This is a genomic window from Pseudoalteromonas sp. NZS11 (assembly GCF_015864765.1).
Classification (GTDB): domain Bacteria; phylum Pseudomonadota; class Gammaproteobacteria; order Enterobacterales; family Alteromonadaceae; genus Pseudoalteromonas; species Pseudoalteromonas arctica.
In genome coordinates this window covers 1-20,236 of sequence record NZ_JADYWP010000011.1, presented here as the reverse complement: position 1 = coordinate 20,236, position 20,236 = coordinate 1, and the positions used below count along the sequence as shown (strand labels likewise).

Annotated in this window: 20 protein-coding genes; 9 read left to right on the top strand and 11 right to left on the bottom strand. The window is 37.9% G+C overall.

Translation table 11 applies throughout. The annotated features are described in order from the left end of the window. The first annotated feature begins 71 nt into the window (after positions 1 to 71). From I6E82_RS17285 to I6E82_RS17275, 3 genes are read left to right on the top strand one after another with little or no spacing between them, the layout of a single operon-like run. Positions 72 to 2,792, top strand: a complete 2,721-nt coding sequence (locus tag I6E82_RS17285) for an ATP-binding protein (protein WP_197118371.1) — start codon at positions 72 to 74, stop codon at positions 2,790 to 2,792. Then, positions 2,782 to 4,170, top strand: a complete 1,389-nt coding sequence (locus I6E82_RS17280) for an alpha/beta hydrolase (protein WP_197118370.1) — start codon at positions 2,782 to 2,784, stop codon at positions 4,168 to 4,170. The genes I6E82_RS17285 and I6E82_RS17280 overlap by 11 nt, the downstream gene beginning before the upstream one ends. Before the next feature lie 6 nt (positions 4,171 to 4,176). Then, positions 4,177 to 5,316 (top strand): GNAT family N-acetyltransferase, encoded by a 1,140-nt coding sequence (locus I6E82_RS17275; RefSeq protein WP_197118369.1) that lies wholly within the window; start codon positions 4,177 to 4,179, stop codon positions 5,314 to 5,316. Here the strand turns inward: I6E82_RS17275 and I6E82_RS17270 are convergent. Continuing rightward, complete coding sequence (locus tag I6E82_RS17270; protein ID WP_197118368.1) at positions 5,293 to 5,883, bottom strand: DUF938 domain-containing protein; 591 nt, start codon at positions 5,881 to 5,883, stop codon at positions 5,293 to 5,295. The two genes, I6E82_RS17275 and I6E82_RS17270, sit on opposite strands and share 24 nt — an antisense overlap. A 200-nt stretch (positions 5,884 to 6,083) precedes the next feature. On the opposite strand from I6E82_RS17270, the gene I6E82_RS17265 reads away from it, so the two are divergent. The 5 genes from I6E82_RS17265 (at position 6,084) to I6E82_RS17245 (ending at position 9,179) form a co-directional block, all read left to right on the top strand. Next, complete coding sequence (locus I6E82_RS17265) at positions 6,084 to 6,269, top strand: hypothetical protein (RefSeq protein WP_010554833.1); 186 nt, start codon at positions 6,084 to 6,086, stop codon at positions 6,267 to 6,269. A 101-nt stretch (positions 6,270 to 6,370) separates the two neighbouring features. Then, positions 6,371 to 6,736: a hypothetical protein gene (locus I6E82_RS17260; RefSeq protein ID WP_231616833.1), complete on the top strand. Its 366-nt coding sequence runs from the start codon at positions 6,371 to 6,373 to the stop codon at positions 6,734 to 6,736. A gap of 11 nt (positions 6,737 to 6,747) precedes the next feature. Beyond that, on the top strand, positions 6,748 to 8,124 hold the full coding sequence (locus I6E82_RS17255; protein WP_076925893.1) for a class II fumarate hydratase: 1,377 nt from the start codon (positions 6,748 to 6,750) through the stop codon (positions 8,122 to 8,124). A gap of 109 nt (positions 8,125 to 8,233) precedes the next feature. Next, the gene (locus I6E82_RS17250; protein WP_197118367.1) at positions 8,234 to 8,767 is read left to right on the top strand and encodes a hypothetical protein; all 534 of its coding nucleotides are present in this window, start codon (positions 8,234 to 8,236) and stop codon (positions 8,765 to 8,767) included. A gap of 10 nt (positions 8,768 to 8,777) precedes the next feature. After that, a complete protein-coding gene (locus tag I6E82_RS17245; RefSeq protein WP_024589501.1) occupies positions 8,778 to 9,179 on the top strand; it encodes a hypothetical protein in 402 nt (133 codons plus the stop codon). 29 nt (positions 9,180 to 9,208) lie between these two features. On the opposite strand, the gene I6E82_RS17240 is transcribed toward I6E82_RS17245, so the two are convergent. The 8 genes from I6E82_RS17240 to I6E82_RS17205 form a co-directional block, all read right to left on the bottom strand. Then, positions 9,209 to 9,394: a hypothetical protein gene (locus tag I6E82_RS17240; protein WP_197118366.1), complete on the bottom strand. Its 186-nt coding sequence runs from the start codon at positions 9,392 to 9,394 to the stop codon at positions 9,209 to 9,211. A gap of 15 nt (positions 9,395 to 9,409) precedes the next feature. Next, positions 9,410 to 9,736, bottom strand: coding sequence for a hypothetical protein (locus tag I6E82_RS17235; RefSeq protein ID WP_010554828.1), 327 nt, complete (start codon positions 9,734 to 9,736; stop codon positions 9,410 to 9,412). Then, positions 9,733 to 10,371 (bottom strand): DUF4178 domain-containing protein, encoded by a 639-nt coding sequence (locus I6E82_RS17230; protein ID WP_024592232.1) that lies wholly within the window; start codon positions 10,369 to 10,371, stop codon positions 9,733 to 9,735. Before I6E82_RS17230 ends, I6E82_RS17235 begins: the two co-directional genes overlap by 4 nt. A 74-nt stretch (positions 10,372 to 10,445) precedes the next feature. Next, positions 10,446 to 11,138, bottom strand: coding sequence for a PspA/IM30 family protein (locus I6E82_RS17225; RefSeq protein WP_004335088.1), 693 nt, complete (start codon positions 11,136 to 11,138; stop codon positions 10,446 to 10,448). Positions 11,139 to 11,162: 24 nt separating this feature from the next. Further along, a complete protein-coding gene (locus I6E82_RS17220) occupies positions 11,163 to 11,576 on the bottom strand; it encodes a YjfI family protein (RefSeq protein ID WP_008170558.1) in 414 nt (137 codons plus the stop codon). Between the two features lie 79 nt (positions 11,577 to 11,655). Continuing rightward, complete coding sequence (locus tag I6E82_RS17215; protein WP_101163052.1) at positions 11,656 to 13,377, bottom strand: polyamine aminopropyltransferase; 1,722 nt, start codon at positions 13,375 to 13,377, stop codon at positions 11,656 to 11,658. A 3-nt stretch (positions 13,378 to 13,380) separates the two neighbouring features. Further along, on the bottom strand, positions 13,381 to 14,280 hold the full coding sequence (locus I6E82_RS17210) for a DUF350 domain-containing protein (RefSeq protein WP_024589503.1): 900 nt from the start codon (positions 14,278 to 14,280) through the stop codon (positions 13,381 to 13,383). A gap of 26 nt (positions 14,281 to 14,306) precedes the next feature. Further along, the gene (locus I6E82_RS17205; RefSeq protein WP_007579759.1) at positions 14,307 to 15,239 is read right to left on the bottom strand and encodes a hypothetical protein; all 933 of its coding nucleotides are present in this window, start codon (positions 15,237 to 15,239) and stop codon (positions 14,307 to 14,309) included. Positions 15,240 to 15,601: 362 nt separating this feature from the next. On the opposite strand from I6E82_RS17205, the gene I6E82_RS17200 reads away from it, so the two are divergent. Next, a complete protein-coding gene (locus tag I6E82_RS17200) occupies positions 15,602 to 17,596 on the top strand; it encodes a putative bifunctional diguanylate cyclase/phosphodiesterase (RefSeq protein WP_231616951.1) in 1,995 nt (664 codons plus the stop codon). 27 nt (positions 17,597 to 17,623) lie between these two features. Here I6E82_RS17200 and I6E82_RS17195 read toward each other — a convergent pair whose 3' ends face one another. Beyond that, complete coding sequence (locus I6E82_RS17195; RefSeq protein ID WP_007579756.1) at positions 17,624 to 18,085, bottom strand: hypothetical protein; 462 nt, start codon at positions 18,083 to 18,085, stop codon at positions 17,624 to 17,626. After that, a complete protein-coding gene (locus I6E82_RS17190) occupies positions 18,085 to 19,278 on the bottom strand; it encodes a porin (RefSeq protein ID WP_197113817.1) in 1,194 nt (397 codons plus the stop codon). The genes I6E82_RS17195 and I6E82_RS17190 overlap by 1 nt, the downstream gene beginning before the upstream one ends. Positions 19,279 to 20,236 lie beyond the last annotated feature (958 nt).

Below are 20,236 nucleotides of genomic sequence, written 5' to 3'. Positions count from 1 at the left end.
AATAACCAAAATAACTTACTGTTAGCTATACTGATATTTCAAAACGATAATAATAATTGCTTGGACCTTATGTGAAAAATTTTAACTCTAAAAATCATTCCATTATTTTTTACATTATGTTTGCTTTAGCATATTTTTTAGTCGGCATAGCACTCACTAAACTTGCTTTTAACTCGCAAATAATTCCAATTTGGTTACCTGCCGGCATAGCTCTAGTCGGTTGTTATATTTGGTGGTGGCGCTTTATCCCGCCTTTATTTGTAGCTGCAATTGCGTTTAACCTAAATATTTTTGACAGTTCAGCTCATGAGCTAGTCCTGGTCGGCAACTCATTCAACGAGGCAATGTATATCGCCTTTGGTGTTGTTATACAGGCAATGGTCGGCGCAGCTCTTTTAAAGTATTGGCTTGGCCACCCGCTGCGCTTTAAAAAGCGCAAGAATATAATTTACTTTATTTTAGTCATAGCCATATTGGTCAGCTTAATTTCAGCTAACTTTGGCGTATTCGCACTGAGTCAATTTAACTCGATTTACAGTATTGATAATCATTGGAATAATGTTATTTACTGGTGGCTTGGCGATACATTAGGGGTATTAATTGCGACTCCGTTTTTACTTTCTTTATTACCACAAAAGTCTAATCAACATACTATATCGGCATTTCCGACAATTGCAGTATGCTCAGTTTTATTTTTATCAGTCGCGGTAACAACACAATTATACGATCAGGAAAATCGTATAAGCACTATTAAAATTGCCGAACGTGAAGTCCACGTTATAGAAAACAGCCTTTATAGATATACAAATCGCAGTATTATTGCAGTGCAGAGCCTAGCAAGTCAGGTTCAATCATCTCCCATGCTGAGCCAGCAAGATTTTTATTCTTATGCTAGTCAGTTACTAACTCAATACGAGTTTATTAACGCTTTATCGTGGAATGCAAAAATACCTCAAGATCAACGCGAAGTATTTGCTCAAGAAATATCAAGTATTTACCATTTAGATATTGATATAGTTGGCGAACCTCTTGAAATTAACGATCCCCTTGTTATAGTAAAATACATAGCTCCTTTTAATGGTAATCAAAAAGCGATTGGCTTTAATGTATTTTCAAACCCTGATCGAAAAAACTCTCTGCTTAACCCCGCTATAAAGTACATGCCAGTCGGAACTAAAATAATTCAGTTGGTGCAAACCAAACAACCTAAACCAGCCTATTTATTATTTGCCCCTGTGTACTCCCAATATAACGATGAAAAAACAATTAAAGGCTATGCCACTGGTATATTTTTAGTGCGTAGTATTATTGAGCAGGCCATTTCTAAAGAACAGTCTGATATGTTTTCGATTGGTATATACGAAGATACAAACACACCGCCGTTTTATAGTAATTACTCTCAAGATGTTCAGCAAGCCAAAGGCAGCCGTTTAATGTCGTTTGACGTGGACTTTGCAGGGCAAAAATGGATTGTAAAACTAGCCCTTAAAGAAAGCTTTTTAACACAACATAATAGTCAACTAACTCTATTATTGCTCATACTTCAAGTTGCCGTATGTTCTTTAATTTTAATGGTTTTACTGCTGTTTAATCAGCAACAGATTGCACTTACACGTCAAGTTGCAGAGCGTACACACTCACTCGCACAAGCAAAGCAGCAGTCTGATTTAGCTAATCAGGCTAAAAGCCAATTTTTAGCGAATATGAGCCACGAAATACGTACACCATTAAACGCCGTTATTGGTTTTTCTTCACTTGCTCGAGAAACAGACAGTGCAAGTACACTCATTGGCTATTTAGATAAAATAAACTCATCATCTAAAAGTTTATTAAACTTAATTAATGACATTCTTGATATATCAAAAATAGAATCCCAAAAGTTAGTTATTGAATCTATTGCATTCGACCTAGGTGCCTTAATAACACGCATAGACAATATGTTTGAACAAAGCGCAGTTAACAAAGGTATTAACTGGCAAGTTAACTCAAAGCTACCTTTAAATACCTGGTTTATTGGTGATCCTATGCGAATTGAGCAGGTATTACTTAATTTATGTAGTAACGCGATTAAATTTACAAGCCAAGGCAGCGTTACTTTAAACATAGAAACAGAGTTTACTGCCGCCAATAAAGTACAGCTTGTGATAAACGTTAGTGATACCGGAATAGGTATAAAACCAAGCCAGCATAAAAAATTATTTAACGCATTTACCCAAGCTGATAGTTCTACCTCAAGGCAGTTTGGCGGTACAGGGCTTGGCTTAACAATAGCAAAAGAGCTAAGCCAATTAATGGGGGGAGAAATAGCCCTTAAAAGTGAAATAGACAAAGGCTCTACTTTTACATTTTCAATACGATTAGAAACAACAGAGCCTAAAAAAGAACATGTTATTACATTTGATAATACTAATATTACTTCGCTAGACATTTTGGTCGCAGAGGATAACCCAGTAAATCAAATGGTTATTAAAGCGATGCTTGGCTCGTTAGGGATTGTGCCGTATATAGTAGAAAACGGTGAGTTGGCGGTCGATATAGTGAAAAAGCAGCATTTTGACTTAGTGCTTATGGATTGCCAAATGCCTGTAATGGATGGCTATAGAGCAACGGCACTGATCCGCCAGTTTAAAACCGAACAAGAACTCCCTATTATTGCTTTAACTGCCGACGTAATGCCAGAGGATAAAGCACATGCACAAGCAGTTGGATTTAATCAACATCTTGCAAAACCGCTTGAACTCATTAAGCTAACCGAGTGTCTTGTCCAATATGCAGAAGTTAATGAACAATAGTGGTTTAATTTTAAGAATAGTTTTAAGAGTAGCTTTTGGTTTTGTTTTAAGTATTTTTTCGCATATTACCGTCGCTCAAAACTGTATATCGCAGGCGAGCGACTTTAAATTTATAACAAAAAGTAAGCAACAAGGCTTATTACGCTTTGAAAATGAGCACAACCACCAGCGCTTTAATTACCACGCCCTTTTACCATTTAACGATTACTTAGATTTTGCATATAAACATATAAATAAAGCCAATCCACGTTCAAATATGCCATGCCCTGTTATTACACAAACGTATCAGCAATTAGTAACACAAGGTACGCGAAAACCTAAGCCTACTATTGCAGATATTATTGCTCCTTTTGAGCTAACGCATTCAAACAGTAATAAAGTTGCACTACTAATCCACGGACTAACTGACTCCCCCTTTACGTATCACGATTTAGCACAAGTGTATTATCAGCAAGGCTATACTGTGCGTACTATTTTATTACCAGGACATGGTAGCGCCGCAAGTGCGTTACTCAATGTAGAGGTTAGCCAATGGCAACAAGCAATAAAATACGGTATTGAACGCTCGGTGCAAGACTTTGATGAGGTGATACTCGCAGGTTACTCTACCGGTGCAGCGTTACTTATTGATTACGCAACCAAACACACTGTTTCGCCAAAAATTAAAGCGCTTATGCTTTATTCGCCCGGCTCTGAGCCACATAATAAGTACGGCTGGATAGCAAAGTGGATTGATGCCATTCCCTTTGTTAATTGGATTGATAAAGACGCCGATGTAGACTTCGCTAAGTATGAATCATTTCCTTTAAATGCAGCTGCCGCTTCGTACGATGCAATGTCACTTGCAAGCGTAAGTAGCTTAAACAAACGCCCTGCACTTAAATTACCTATTTTTAGTGTACTTAGCGATATTGATACCACGATAGATACGCGTGCCACGCTAAAGCTCTTGAGTGCACTACACAAAGGTAATTCAATTAAATATAAGCCGCTCGATACTTTAGTACTTTATGGAAGCACTGATATTTTACCGCCAGATTTTGCTGGTGACTACACAGTAAATAACCCGCAATGCACAACACCACAGTGTAAAAAAGTTCATGGTATATCGCATATTGCGGTTGTTAACTCACCGCAAAATCCACATTATGGAATTAACGCAACTTATCGCAATTGTGGCAGCTTCATTAACGACGAGCCCCTATATAAAACATGTAAAACAACTAAAAACCCACAACTAGGAGAGCGTACAAGCGCTAACTTAAAACACTATCCGGCTTTACAGCGCTTAACTTATAATCCTCATTTTACCGAGCTTAAAATGCAAATTAGTACGTTTATTAAAAACGTAGAACAGCTTAAAACAACTACAAGGTAAGTAGTCATGGGAACGTTTTCGCACCAATGGTTTAGCAGTATTAATGAGATTGATCAGGCGCAGTGGCAACGTTTATTTGGTGATGATCCATTTACTCAACATGCTTTTTTATATGCCCTTGAACAAAGCCAATGCGTAACACAGCAAAGCGGTTGGCAGCCACACCACTTAGCTATTTTTGAAGATGATACGCTCGTTGCACTTGCACCCGGGTATTTAAAAAGTCATTCATACGGCGAGTATGTATTTGACTGGGCATGGGCTGAGGCATACGAAAAACACGGTTTAGAATATTATCCCAAGTGGCTATCTGGCATTCCCTTTAGCCCTATTGAAGGCAAGCGCATTGCTATCGAGCACGCTAATCCAAATGCGGTATATCAATACATTACAGAGCAACTTAGCATACACAGTGCTCAGCAAGGATGGTCGGGATGGCATGTTAACTTTTGCGATCAAGCTCAAGCAACATCATTAACTGAGCAACACGCCATGCTAAGAGTGGGTGTGCAGTTTCAGTGGTTTAATAAAGGTTTTGAAACCTTTGACGACTTTTTGCAAATACTTAACTCACGCAAACGTAAATCCCTTAAAAAAGAGCGAGCTAAAATAGCGCAACAGAACATTGATATTAAATGGCTGCAAGGAACGCAAATTACGCCCGAGATAATGCAATTGTTTTGTGAGTTTTATCAGCGTACCTACTTAAAGCGCTCTGGTCATTTGGGCTATTTAAATATGGAGTTTTTTACGCTTTTACATGCCTTAATGGCTAATACTCTAGTTATTATGCTGGCCAAAAGAGACGATAACGTGATTGCTGCAACACTTAGTTTAGTAGGTAAAAACACGCTTTATGGGCGCTACTGGGGAGCAAGTGAGGTAGTAGATTCGCTGCACTTTGAATTGTGTTATTACCAAGGTATTGAGTTTGCAATAAAGCATAAACTCAACTGTTTTCATTCGGGTGCACAAGGTGAGCACAAAATAGCACGCGGATTTGAACCCGTACTTACCTACTCTGCTCACCATATTGTTGATGGCGACTTTAGTAATGCAATAAGCGACTACTTAAAGCGTGAACGCGGCCATATTGATATATATAAAGAGCAATGTAGCTCATTACTGCCGTTTAAAAACGAGTAACTGATTATTTGCAGGCATGGCTGTATCGCTAATAAGCGTAAGCCCTGCTTGCTTAGCTAGTTGTTCAACTGCTTCAAAATCTCTTATTCCACTTGACGGATCGCGCTCTTTTAAAAAGGCACTAAAGTCATCATTACTTGGGCTGGTAAATTCACCTTGGTATTTGAATGGCCCATAAATACACAACATACCGTCGCTATTTAAGTGACGTTTAACACCGTCAAAAAAACGTTCAACTAATTGCCAACTCACAATATGAAATGTGTTTGCAGTATAAATAGCGTCAACCTTATCTACTGGCCATTCATTATTTAAATCAAGCTCAAGTGGTGCATGTAAATTAGTTAAATTAGCTTCGCGGTGCCATAAATTAATCCCTTCGTGGTTTATAGCACGATCACTTGTATGCCATTGTAAATGTGGTAATTGCTCTGCAAAAAAAACACTATGCTGGCCGGTTCCTGAGCCAACTTCGAGTACTGTTTTAGTATTTTTTAATACAACTTTTAATTGCTCTAAAATAGGGGTTTTATTGTTTTCACAGGCTTGTGAAAATGGCTTTGTCATTACTGTGCACCAAAATTGTAGATTAATGCACAACAGTAAAGCAAATTTAGCTTATTTTGTCGTGATGAAAAAAAGATAATTTTTAAACACTATAACTATCATATAGTTGAGTTAATTTATTATGATTGGTACGTAATATGCTTTTATATAACTAACCCACTAAAGGGTTTAACTTATATTAAATTTCAAAGGATAAAATTATGCATATACCCCCTTATACCGCTGTAGACGCAGCTATTGCTATAACCGAAAAAACCACCGACGATCATAGTTACGCCGTTGATATGAGAGCTACAGTAATCGATTTACTTTCGCACCCTAAACATAATCAACAGGCGATGACCAAACATGAAACAGATCAGATATTTATTCTTGGCTACAATTAAAACTCAAATTAGTATCGCAAATAATTTTTATAATAACTGTTTACACTGAAACCGATTAAATGTAATGATAACCATTATCGTTAACTTGAGTCGGTTTTTTTATGTCTTCAAATTATGCCCAGCATCGTTACCATCAAGAACTCTCTTGCCATTGCTTAAGACCAGGCCTACATGCACCCATGCTCGTTGCCGATTACATAGAAACCGCCCTTAACGTCGCCAAAAAATTTGAGCAACAACGTAATCCCTTGCTTCAAGAGTTTTACCTTAGACGCACACACCATGAAATTATAAACAAAATGTGCGACCCTCTTATACATAATGCTATTCGTAAACAATGTTTAGAGCAGTTATATAAACCTTTATTAGCACTAAAACGGTTTTATAAAGTGCATAACAATACTGCACAATTTTTAATACTTGAGCGTGAAGCTCGTATTCTTAGTCACGAATTCAACCCTTTTTAAGGAGCACACTTATGAGCAACTTTAGAACAGAATCAGACAGCATGGGCGAGCTAAAAGTACCTACTGATGCACTCTATCAAGCGCAAACACAGCGAGCGGTTAATAATTTTGCCATTAGTGGCTTACCTATGCCGAAGCAATTTATAACTGCACTGGCTTATATAAAACAAGCCGCAGCACAAAGTAACTGTGAGCTTGGGCATTTAAGCAAAGCTAAAGCCAATGCTATTGAGCAAGCTTGCCAAAGTATTATTGATGGCGAGCACATTGAGCATTTCCCCGTTGATATTTTTCAAACCGGTTCGGGCACAAGCTCAAATATGAATGCCAATGAAGTTATTGCAACGCTTGCTAGCCGGATAGGCAGTGAAAGCATTCACCCTAATGATGATGTAAACATGGGGCAAAGTTCTAACGATGTAGTTCCTACTGCTATCGCACTCAGTAGTGCAATAAACGTAGTGTATGAATTACTTCCTTCGCTTGAAAACTTATCGCAAAGCCTGGAAAAGAAAAAAGCTGAAGTAGGCCATATAGTTAAAACGGGCCGTACGCATTTAATGGATGCAATGCCTGTAACGTTTGATCAAACTCTAAGTGCATGGCAGTCACAAGTTAACCATGCCGCTGCAGGAATTAGACATAGTTTAGAGCGTGTATGCGAGCTTGCACAAGGCGGTACAGCCGTTGGAACAGGAATAAATGCAGACCCTAAATTTGCAGCAAAATTTACAGAAAACCTGAGTGCCAATGTAGGCATTAGATTTACGCCTAGTAGTAACTTTTTTTATAACATAGGCTCACAAGACGCCATCGTCGCGCTTTCAGGGCAATTAAAAGTACTCGCTGTCGCACAAATGAAAATAGCGAACGACTTACGCTGGATGAACTCAGGCCCACTTGCAGGTTTAGGTGAAATAGAGCTTGAAGCGCTTCAACCAGGTTCATCTATTATGCCTGGCAAAGTAAATCCTGTTATACCTGAAGCAGCCGCAATGGTAAGTGCACAAGTAATAGGTAACGACGCCACTATTACGGTAGCCGGCCAGGCGGGTAATTTTGAGCTGAATGTGATGCTGCCAGTCATTGCGTATAATATTTTACAAAGCATAGAATTACTTGCCAATAGCGCGCAAGCACTGGGCGATAAAGCGATTGCTAGTTTTAAAGTAAATCAGCCAAATATAGATAAGGCGCTCGCTAAAAACCCAATTTTGGTAACTGCGCTTAATCCGGTGATCGGTTATGAAAAAGCAGCAAAAATAGCGAAGCAGGCTTATAAAGAAGCCCGCCCTATTATTGATGTAGCCGAACAAGAAACTGATTTACCTCGCGAAGAACTCGAAAAATTACTCAACCCTACCAAACTAACGCAGGGCGGACTTTAACAGAACAATTTTTTAGTGCCTTTAATTACTTGATAATATAGTTTTTATTGCCGTAAAAAATGCACAGTGTATGATAGTGATGAATATTTCATCACTATCAAGGTTTTTTATGCGTACCCCATTGTTAGCCATACTTTTACCACTGTGTTTAACTGCATGTTTGGATAAAGAACCCGCTAAAACACAGCAAGTAACAATCACCTCAGAAGCTGAAGCACCAAAGCAAGAGCTACAAAAGCTAGAAGAAAACACTCAATTACAAGAAAATAAAAAAAATAGTGTGGTTGCTGAAAAAATACCAAAAGCTGATTTGAAAAACGTTTCAATAGACGATATAAAAACAGCTAAAACCGAATTAAATACACTAATTGCAGATAAGCAATGTGATACCAGCACCCAATGTAGAGTAAATGCAGTAGGCAGTCGCGCATGTGGTGGGCCAAGCAGCTTTGTTGTGTACTCAACAAACGCAGCATCTGAGGAACAAGTAGCAACCCTTAGCGACAAAATTACTAAGCTTGAAAGTAGTTATAATTCACAAAAAGGGATGATGAGCATTTGTCAGCATTTAACAACGCCAAGCACGCAGTGTGTTGAAAATAAATGTGTTAAACTTGAAGGCTCAGCGGTAAGTGCATTTTAAGGATAACGTTATGAGTTGTTTACCATCGGCAATTAAACTATCAATTTTAAGCATTGCTAGCAGCATTTTATTACTAAGTGGTTGTGCTAGTACTGTGACGTCAAATGAGCAAAGTAAAAACTTATCTGACTTAAACTATGATCTGAATAACATGGTGAGTAATAACAGCTGCACTGCAAGCTTTCAGTGCAAAGTACTTGAAGTGGGCGCCCGCGCATGCGGCGGACCGAGTAAATATGCTGTTTATTCAACGCTAAACACATCTCAAGAAGAAGCAGAACAGCTTGCTCAACAAATAACAAAACAAGAAAACATACAAAATAAAGCACAAGGCTTAACTGATTGTTCTCCTGTACTTGAAGTGCAATCGCTGTGTATTAACCACCAATGCCAGTCGTTTGATATAAAATAAAAACGGCCGCGTATAAGCTAATTTCAGCGTTAACTTAAATACGAAATTAACGCTGAAATTACTACCACCAGTACCACGCAAATACCCGCTTTAATAATGTATTTCATGGGCATTGTTTTAAGCACCCAATATGCATAAATAAAACGTACAAAATAACTCGCCGCAGTACCAAACAACGCAAAAATAATTAAGTAAGCAATTAAAACAATATTCATAAAAACCTAATTAAATTATTTCACTTTTTTATTTTTAGTGTGAGCTATTAATAAATCAGCTACTTGTTGCTTTACGGCTCGCTTATCATCGCTTTGTACATCAAAGCGACTGGCTAGTTGCGCTATTTCATCATCATTTAAGTTAAACGATAAACGTTGACGCGTTTTTTTAGACTTTACGTCTAAGCCAAGTATTTTTCGGATCATATCTGACGGCGTTAGCTCTTGATCAATTGCCTGCTTTTTTATCAGTTTTTGAACTTCGCTGCTTAGATCAAATGCCATTTGTGTGGCACGTACAGCTTGTTCCTGACGTAACCACTTGTCTTTAGCATCACTCACTTAGCGTCTCCGGGAAACAAGTCTACAATGTCTGACATTGGACGCATGAGCGTTAGCGATACTTCGGTTTCGCCGCCATCCCAAATTTCGATATTTAAACCAAAGCCTTCATTATCTGACGCTAAGCAAATCATTTCACATGGCTCACCACCTTCTTGCTCATAGCGAGGCAAAGTTTGGTTGCGGTAATCTTTATTATGGAAATAACACACATAAGGCGACTCGCTTTGTTGGTAGCTTTTAGCTAAAAACTGCATAAAGCGCTCTGGTGTATTTTGCACTGTAATGTGGGTTAACGACTCTTCATCAAAAATACGCGCAAACTCATCAAGGCTAAATATCTCTTCAACTTCGTTTCGCTGAATTTTAATAGAAAAGTTAGCCCACTCTTCGCCATCATCTTGCTCAATTTGTAAAAATACAACTTGGCCGCTATTTGTCTCAAGTACAAATTCAGTATCGCTACTGTGCTGATATTGGTAAGTCTGAATATCAGTAACACGTAACGTTTCACCCTTTAACCATGCAGGATAGGCAAATGAGTCAATAACGCTAAACATGTCGCCTTTTTTAAGATCGCTCGGATGATTAAGTTGACGTTCTGGCTCTTTTTTAGATTTGAAAAAATTAAACATAGGAAGGCTGCCTTTTAAGCAAAAAAGGTAACTGAGAAAAACTCGGTTACCTTTTTAAAGTATAAACGTAATGGTTAGCTATTTTGTTTCGCTTTGATGCGAGCTAAAATATCAGCGCTTTTTGGACTTGTGTCGCCAATGCCTGCTTCAGCCATTTTTGCTTTTAAGTCATCGCCATTTACGTCTGACTCAAGTTGCTTTGCAGCACCAAGCTGGTCACTTCGATCTTGTTGGCGCTGTTTAATGCGTTCAAGCGATTGACGAGCCGATGTCATAGACGAGCTGTTTGTATTAAGCGTGCTATTAACAGCCATTGTTGCTTGCTGTACGCTTTCAGTGGTTTTAACCATTGTAAGCTGACGCTGATTCTCTTTAATCGATTTTTCAGCATCTTTAACTTGCTGCTTAAGCGCAACAATGTGATTGCTAAAGCCAGACAATACTTGCTCGTTTTCAGCTTTTTCAGCTTCAAAGTCACCAATTTTTTCTGCAATTTCTAATGCTAATGCTTCGTTGCCCTTTTCAAGAGCTTGGCCTGCATACGCTTCATGTTCAGCGATTGATGCATCTACAGCGCTAATTTTACGCTTAGTTTGCATTTCTTTGGCCATTACTTCAGTAAGGCTTTTTTTAGCTCGGTGAAGTGCATTTTGCGCGTCTGCAATTTCTTGCTCAAAAATACGGATGCCATTTTTGTCTACAATTGCTTCGCCTGCTTCACGAGCGCCGCCACGTACTGCTGTAAATAATTTTTTTAAAATACTCATAATCTTAACTCCACTAACTAGCTATTAATCGTTTAAATACAAGGTCACGGCTTCTAGTGCATCGATAGCGTTATCGGCTAATGTCACTAGTTCGTGGGTAACGTCATCTAATGATGAATTTACCGACAGTGCACCAAAAATCGCGTATTTGTTATCGATTTTAGCAAATGCACTCAGTGGAATTGGCACGTTTAAACGTAATAATGTTTCGTTTAATTCGTCGCGTAATTCACTTTTAACTTCATCTTCGTCAAACAAGTAGCTAATACATAATAACTGCTCTTGCGTTTGCGTAACAAAAATTGGAAGCTCATCATTTCCATCAACAATGACTTGTAAAACATCTTGCTCGCCTGGGTTGGCAATCAAGAAAGACTCAAAGTTAGCGCCTTCAGTTTCAAAAGAAGCTAATTTTATTGAAAGTTCATTTAATTCCATGTCTCTGCCTTTTGTCGTTTGACATATTATGTCTGAGTTAAGATTCTCATGGCTGACATATTATGTCAACCATGTTTTATTAGTTTTTATACAATTCGCTTTCAATTTGCCATGCAGTTCGGTAGTAATCGTACAACTGACCAGACCCTAACCTATTGACCTCAATACTTTTAACTTGTTCAAAGTAGTGGTTAGGAAATACAAAACTTGCCAATAAATATTCTTTACTAATCCATCTTGATGGCACAGGCATAGCCGTCGCATCATTAATACGGCCACTGGCCGACTGCCCCATTTTAGTCGCTATAGTCCAGCCCCACTGCCCAAAAGAAGGTATGTTTTGCTGATACTGCTCAACATAGCCAAACCCAGCAGCTTTAACTGTTTTAGCAATGCTTAAAAACGCTTTTTTAGCGTGATAAGGTGAGGTTGATTGAACCGCCATTGCGCCATCGGGTGCTAATAGCTGCCGTACATGATTATAAAAGTAGTCACTGTACATTTTATTTAGATCAGGATGATTAGGGTCAGGTAAATCAATTAAAATAGTGTCGAACTGCTTAGATTGGTCAAGTAGCTTTTCTACTTCTAAAAATGCATCACCCACAATTATGTTGGCTCGCGAATCATGCATCGATTTATTGTTTAGCTGTAGTAATCGCTTATTGATGTGCTCTGGCGGCGTAAAGTCACCGTCTTTATGACCAAATAAATTGAGTAGTTGCGCGTCTAAATCTATTAGCGTTACTTCGCTTACAGGCCATTTTAAAACATCTCTAAGTGCAAGCCCGTCACCACCACCAATTATTAATACACGGTCGTGTCTGTTAGAGGCAAGCATTGCAGGGTAAACCAGCATTGAATGATATATTTGCTCATCAATACTTGAGAACTGTAAACGCCCATTTAAATATAAATCGGTAATTGGCTGAGGTTGGTTTTTGCTTAATCTTTCGGTTAAAACTACGTGTTGGTATTTAGTTGCTTGCGAATAAATTACTTTATCTTTGTATAAAACATTACTTAGATTGTTCATCCAGCTACTGCCAAATACTAAAATAAAGCCAAATAATGCCAGTAATACTATATGGCAAACTAAAAGTGCCTTAGCAAAGCGCACATGGGTATGGTAGCGCCATAAAAACGCGAGCCCCGCAATGATATTAAATAACGCCGTCCACGCTGCAGCTTGCATTATAGGCATTGAGAGCATGATACTTACCCAAATAGCTGCACCAATACCAGCACCAATATAATCGGCACCATAAATAGTCCCTGCGTTGTTTTCTAAAAAACGGCCATAAACGTGCTGACGAATGCGCGCTATAAGCGGTATTTCCATACCAATAAATAAGCCCAGTATTAAACCAAAAACATAAGGTAGAAAACGTGACCACTCTTGTAGCTTTTGAAATACGTAACCATTAAGTACAACATCAGGGGGTAAATTAAAAATGCTCGAAAATAAATGAGGAAGAGAATAACTAACTGCTATTACACCCGCTATCGCTAAAATGCAGCCCATGCCAACCAAAGCAATAATGCTTTCTAACCAAGCAAAAGCGGTAAATGCATCTTTAAACCAACGCGCTAAAAAAGCGCCTAAGCCCATTGCTACAATCATAGTACCAATCATGGCGTAAATAGCGCTCTCTACTGAGCCAAGTACACGGCCCGCATAATGAGACAGTAAGTATTCATAAATAAGGCCGCACCCAGCAAGCACGGCCATAACAGTAATAAGTAATATATCGTGCCCAAGTAAGCGAGACTTACTTGGGGGGGTGTTGGTTGATGACACTGATTATGCGCCTAGTAATGTTGCCATAGTGATACCTACAGCAAATGATACTGCTGCAGAAATAGTAGCTACACCTACATTTTTTTGACGATTAACTTCATCGGAAATATCGCAACCAGATAAAATTATTTTAATTGTCACTAAGTGCAAAATAATAAATGCAACAAGGCTCACTACTGCGCTAATAGCCCAGTATAGTAAACTCGCATTAATATTATCAGCCGCGTAAGGTGCAACACCCGTTGCTGCTGTAATAGCTAATGCACTACCTACTAAAAATCCAGCGTAACGAATACCCACAGCTAAGTTACCATCAACAATTGCTTGTTGTAGGCAGTCGCCACTTTTATTTGTACGTTTAAATAACTGCACTCGGTACTGGCTAACAAGTAGTAATACAACACTACCTATAATAAAGGCGGCAATTACAATTGGAAGACCATGCCAGCCGTCAGTAGCCACCCATAAAAGAGCTGAGCGAATAACGATAGCAACACTGACAACATGGCCAAAATCAATTATTGAAGCTGTAACGTTACCTTTAACGATTTCGTCGTGCAGGCTTACTTTACGAAGCGCTACTTTATCTTGAAAAAAGTGACCCAACTTAATCAGTACAATTGCTAATGCGCCATAAGCTAACATTTGCAGTGCTTCTTGTTGCAGTGTTGCAGCAAAAGCTCCGCTACTTACACCCGTTAATACAATCGCCAGTGCCACTAAGCCAGCGGCAAAGCTAATCCCAAAAGCAAAGTTATCACGCTCTGTTATTTCATCATTTGCATGTAAGTTTGAAACCCAGCCTTTTATATATTTAAGGCTTACAAATAATAAAACAATAATTGCAAAATCAATCGCCAGCGCTTGCAGTGACCACATAGTTATTCCATTAAATTCATACATATTATTCTAACTCCAACTTTATTCTTTTACTTACCACGGCTCACGCCACGAGAGGTTCTGCTACCGCTATCACGCACCGATCCTGAGCTATTGCTATAACTGCTCGAACGAGAATAACTACTGCGGCTTTTTGCTGGCGTATAACTACTACGGCTTAAACCTGATGCACCTGTTTTTTTACTCGCATAAGGGCTTGTAAACTGCTTACCTTGGCGTTGGTATGTTTGGCGCGTGCGTGTTTCTAAAGCGCTTTGGGTTTTAATTTGTTTAGGGCTTGAATAACGCGAGCGGCCATAGTCATTGTAATAGCTATACTTTCGGCGCTTACTCCAGCTTCCATATTCAACACGATCAAATACATCACCTAAAATACGGTACATTCCGTACCATTGCCAAAAGCTAATACCGTTACTATTTGATTGCCAGTTACCATAGTTAGGGTTACCTACCATTTGGTTACCAACACCCTCACCTTCAGCTTGCTTACTAATTGCGCCTACACGCGCTAAAGTGCCTTTGGACATATCAGCTAGCATATTGATAGGATCGGTTAACGCATCAGAAAATAGCGTAGGTTTAGATGCATCACGTAACAAATCAATGCTATGTAACGTATCTTCGTAAGGAGGAATTAAGTAAGTTCCTTTAATATCTTTAAGTCGCTGTGTTAAGCCACTATAAAGTGCGCCTTGGCGCGTTGCATCAAGGGTAATTACATCAACAACTTTTGTAAGCTCTGGTTGTTGTTTTTTAAGAAGCTCGCCATATTCTTTAAGTAACACAGCATTGCGTACACTTCCATTATCGAGGGCAGTACCAAGCTGAGACAGCTCCGTATCTACCTTTTTAATAGACTCTTGAATTGTTTGTTGCAGCTGCTCTTCTTTCGATTGACAACCCATAAGCACTGCGAACAAACAAAACAGGCTTATAAGTTTCCAAGCTTTAATATTCGACATTCATGTCACCTGATTTACTAAATTAACTCAGGTAGTTTTACACAGGTCACTTATTAAACCAAGAATGAAATTGCAACAAAGTAAGTCAGTACAAAATTAAATAAACAGCTATATTTAGTATATGAATTTAAAAGCATTCTTAATGTTAGATTTTTAGTGCTAAAAAGGGCGAAGTAAGTAACTTTTTTTGTAATTATGGATTGTCTGATTACATAATAATAACTAAAACATAATTAAATGACGGTTAAGGGTTAAATTTGATGCTTCATAGTATTCGGTATAAATTGATTATAATAACAACAGTTTTAATTATATTTAGCGCAAATTTAGTTTTCTTCCTCGCGATTAATGAGCACGAAGATTTGTATCGTCAATCTGTTAAACAAAACTTAGATGCAATGTCTTCAAACATTTCCGATAGTTTATTACGCGTTATGTCTGAGCAAGTTGACTTGTTCTCCATAACTACCGAATTGCTCGGTTTTGATCGATACGAACATATTAAGTTTGTAAATGTATTTGATGCTGACTGGCAGTTAATTCAGTCATACGTGCACCCTAACTATCTATATCTAGAGAACTTCAAACCTGAACTCGTCAGTATTCAACCTAAAGATTTACCTTACGCGGTTACAATAACCAATGAAGGACTAGTTGCCTTAAAGGCAATTGGGGAGGAACAGTTTCCTATTGGGTATTTACTCATTGTACAAGACTTTAAAAAACCATTAGATGAAAGTAAGGTTAGCCTTTTTTACAGTGCAGCACCCTTTGTAGTTTTAATTATTGTACTCACCATTATTATTTCATTTTGGATATATCAGCGTTTATTAAGCCCACTTTTAAAGCTCTCAGAATTCACACAGAAAGTAGAAAAATCAACAAATTATAAGCTTCAATATCAAGTAACTGGACACGATGAAGTATCTCAACTTGGTAATGACATTAATACATTACTACAAACAATTGACTCCCAAGTTCAAACCAATCATAAACACACCTCACAGCTTTTAGTACAAACACATTCAATGGAGCGCCTCGCTAACTATGATATATTAACAGGCCTACCTAACCGCATGTTTTTTATGGAGCTGCTTAAACTTGAGTTAGCTAGTAGTAAAAGTAACGACCAAGACATTGCAATTATGTTTTTTGACGTTGATAGCTTTAAAGGGGTTAACGATACACTTGGCCATGAAACCGGGGATATGCTTTTACAAGCCGTCGCAAATAAAGTGAAAAGCCATCTGCGAAGTAGCGACATAATTGCGCGATTAGGCGGCGATGAGTTTTTAATTATGCTACCTAATATCACTGAGCAGTCTATCGTTATAGATATCGCCGAAAGTATCATTGAGGGTATGAAAGAGCCGTTCACTATAAACGAATGGGACGTACCAGCAGGTATTAGTATTGGTATAGCGAGTGCCAAAGAAGCTAAATTTGATATAAATACGTTCATTAGTAATGCTGATATTGCAATGTACACATCAAAAGAAAAAGGCAAAGGTGCATATACCGTTTTCCATCATAAGATGCTTGAAGATAACAAACGAAAATCGCAAGTCGCTAACTTAATAACTCATGCAATAACACAAAATGAATTTGAGTTATTTTACCAGCTTAAAATGTCGAGTACAGGAGAAGCCAAAGGTTTAGAAGCCTTAATAAGATGGCAAAGTGAAAAGCTAGGCTTTGTTTCTCCTGGTGAGTTTATACCTATTGCGGAACAAGCAGGTAAAATAAAAGCGATTACTCAATGGGTTATCACACAAGTATTTAAAGATATGCAAATGCTAAAACAACTTATGGGGAACAATGTACTCGTCTCCATGAACCTTTCAAGCCATGACTTAAAGGATCATAACTTCATTCATACTGTAAAAAGTAAACTACTTGAACATAGCGTAAATATTTCAAATATTCAGTTTGAAATAACAGAATCAAGCTATTTAGAAAATTTTGAGAACGCTAATAAATTTTTTAATCAAGTTAAAGCTATGGGCGGCTCGATTGCATTAGATGATTTTGGCACTGGTTACTCTTCATTGAGTTATCTTACTAAAATTGAAATTGATACATTAAAAATAGATCGAATGTTTGTAAATCAATATGCAAGCTCAGCAAAAGACACTGCGGTATTACAAGCAATACTCGATTTAGGCCAGCGCCTTGGTTTAAAAATATGTAGCGAAGGGATTGAAACAACCGCTCAAGCTAACTACCTAGTATCACATGGTAGTGATGAAATGCAGGGCTATTATTTTGCAAAGCCAGTGTGCATTGCACAACTACCACAAGCAATTGAACGAGCAGAAACATTATTTAAAGAACTAACAATAACTCAGTGCAATTGATGCTTTTTCTAACTAAACGGCTTACTTTTAATTTAGTGAAATTATGGTGAGCTCTTTAGGTATAGTGATCCCTGCAGGAAGGTAAGCTACTGAGTCCTCAACGGTTAGTAAGTATTCTATAACCTCTTCTGTAGACTCAAATTCAACAGGTGGTTTGCTGCGCCCAGTGAATCGCATTTGGGCCCAATAAGCTTGTATTCTAGATTCAGTAAGACCTACCATCCTAGTATTAAAATTTATTCTAAGCGGATTGCCGACAAATAGGTTAACAGCTTTAAATTGTCTGCTCATAGCTCCACCCATATAAATATGGCGAATTTGTTGCTTACTAAAAGATAAGTTTTGGTCTGTGGTATTTACTACAATAATGACGTTCGAGGACTTTGTATTTTCTGCATAAACTGAAATGCTAATACCAAATAGGCTACTAGCGACTACAAAGAGCATCATAGTTTTTTTAATGTTATTAATAGGTTTAAAAAATATCATTAAAACACCCAATCCAAACCAATAAGATAAAGATTAGTTTTTTTATCAAAATCAGAGTCATCAGGAGTAACAAAAAACGAGTCTTTTACATCGTCGCCTTCTAGCGTTGAAAATTCAGCTTTTAAGGCAAGATTTGGCAACACATCCCAGCGTACACCAACTGTCCAACTCTTAATTGAATCAGGCGTAGATTCATCAAAAATACGATTGTACCCATATGCAAGTTGATCTAAGTCGCTATTAATACCTAACGGAATTTCATTCTCAGCAGAACGAGTTTCAACGTCGCTATCTGCAAATGTTAAGTGATAAGTAAAAGGGGCATAATTAACACCGGCAGTTAAATAATAGCTTTGAATTATAGGCACTATCCCTAGGTCAGTTTTTATGCGGATCCACTCACCTCTAAAAAAATAATCTAAATTATCGTAAATTACACCAAATTGGTCTGCATGTGCTCGACCTTTTGTTTTTACCGAGCTGGCGCTTTTTGTAAAATTAAGGCTATTAAGCACATTTTCTAGCTGTCTTATCTCATCAATATCAAGCTTGATATTCCCATTATAACGGGAAACTCTAAATTCTAAGTTTTCAATATTAATCTTACCAATAAATCCTAAAAGGTTATCAACTTCAAAGCCCGTTCTTAAGGCGCCAATACCTATATCACCCGACTCTTCACCATAGTAACCTTCAAAGCTCACATCAAAATTTTCTGCACCAAATTTATAAACAGCATCTATGCCATTAAACGTTTTAAATAAATAAGTATCATAAACTTGTTGAGGTGGATTGATCCATGGGTACGCAAAACCAACATCCGAAAAGTCACTCATGGTAAAAAAAGGTGTGCGTAATTTTCCGAGTTTTATTTGAATATTATCTGTCGGTCTATATGTTAAATATAACCACTCTAACCCTGAGTTATCGGAAGCTGTTGTGTTATTGCTTCTTAACAAAACTTGAGCTGTTGCAGACCACTTATCATCAAACTGATACTCGCCTTGGAATCCAATTAAACTAGATGGAGAAAATTTAAGACTGTCTTCATATCCCTTATATTCGACATTTTTTTCGTCTAAGTAGCCACCAATAACTCGAGCATAACCAGAAAATTCAAACTCATTAGAAAAAACAGAAAAATGAGTAAGCATAGTGGTAAAAAGTAAGCACCAAGATATTTTATATCGCATCAGAGAAAATTAAATCCTTTGTTGAATTATGCAAAATACAGTGAAGATTAATTATGCTAACGATGAAATAATTCACCTGTTCGGATAATCAATTATTTAATTATTTTAAGTAGCGCATTTTACCGCTATCTAAGTTTAGTTAGCAAAGTCATAACTAGGATTAATCATTATAGTCAATGAATTACATGTTGGAACAATATATGTACTCTATAAAAACATTAAGCATCTAGGTAATACTATTTACATGGAAAAGCACCTCACCCCCCCTTGAATATTACTGAGATAGAGCTTAATTATACTTATATAGATGCTTATCAACTAAGTAGGGGATCAAACTGATTCTTAATTTATGTCGTTCACTAGGATTGAGTGTTTAATGTGGGTGTTTGATAAGGCGTAACTGATTTAATTATAATCCGATATATGAAAAACCCTCCCAAACTTCACTTTTTTGCAGACGTAAAAAAAGCCCGAATCGTTAAATTTGGGCTGTCTACAATGTGGAGCTTGTGTAATGTCATAGTGCCCACAGCAGTAGAAAGTCACGTAGCAAATGCTGCTGTATTGGCCGACTGAGTTATTGATGGATTTTATTGTGATTTTAGCGTCGGGAGTCGCTACGCCCGCCCTACGTGATGGGTGTTGATGTGAGTGTGCATTAATTACACGTATTTTACTTTTCTGCAGACGTAAAAAAGCCCGAATCGTTAGATTCGGGCTTTCTACAATTTGAAGCCTGGTGATGTCGTAGTGCCCACAGCGGTGGAGAACCACATAGCAAATGCTACACTATCATCGGTCGAAGCTTTGGTTTCACTACTGAGTTCGGCATGAGCTTTTGGCTATTTACTAAATCCCAGATAGCAAAAAACCCGTCACATTGCTGTAACGGGTTTCTACAATTTGAAGCCTGGTAATGTCCTACTTTCACATAGCAAATGCTACACTATCATCGGCG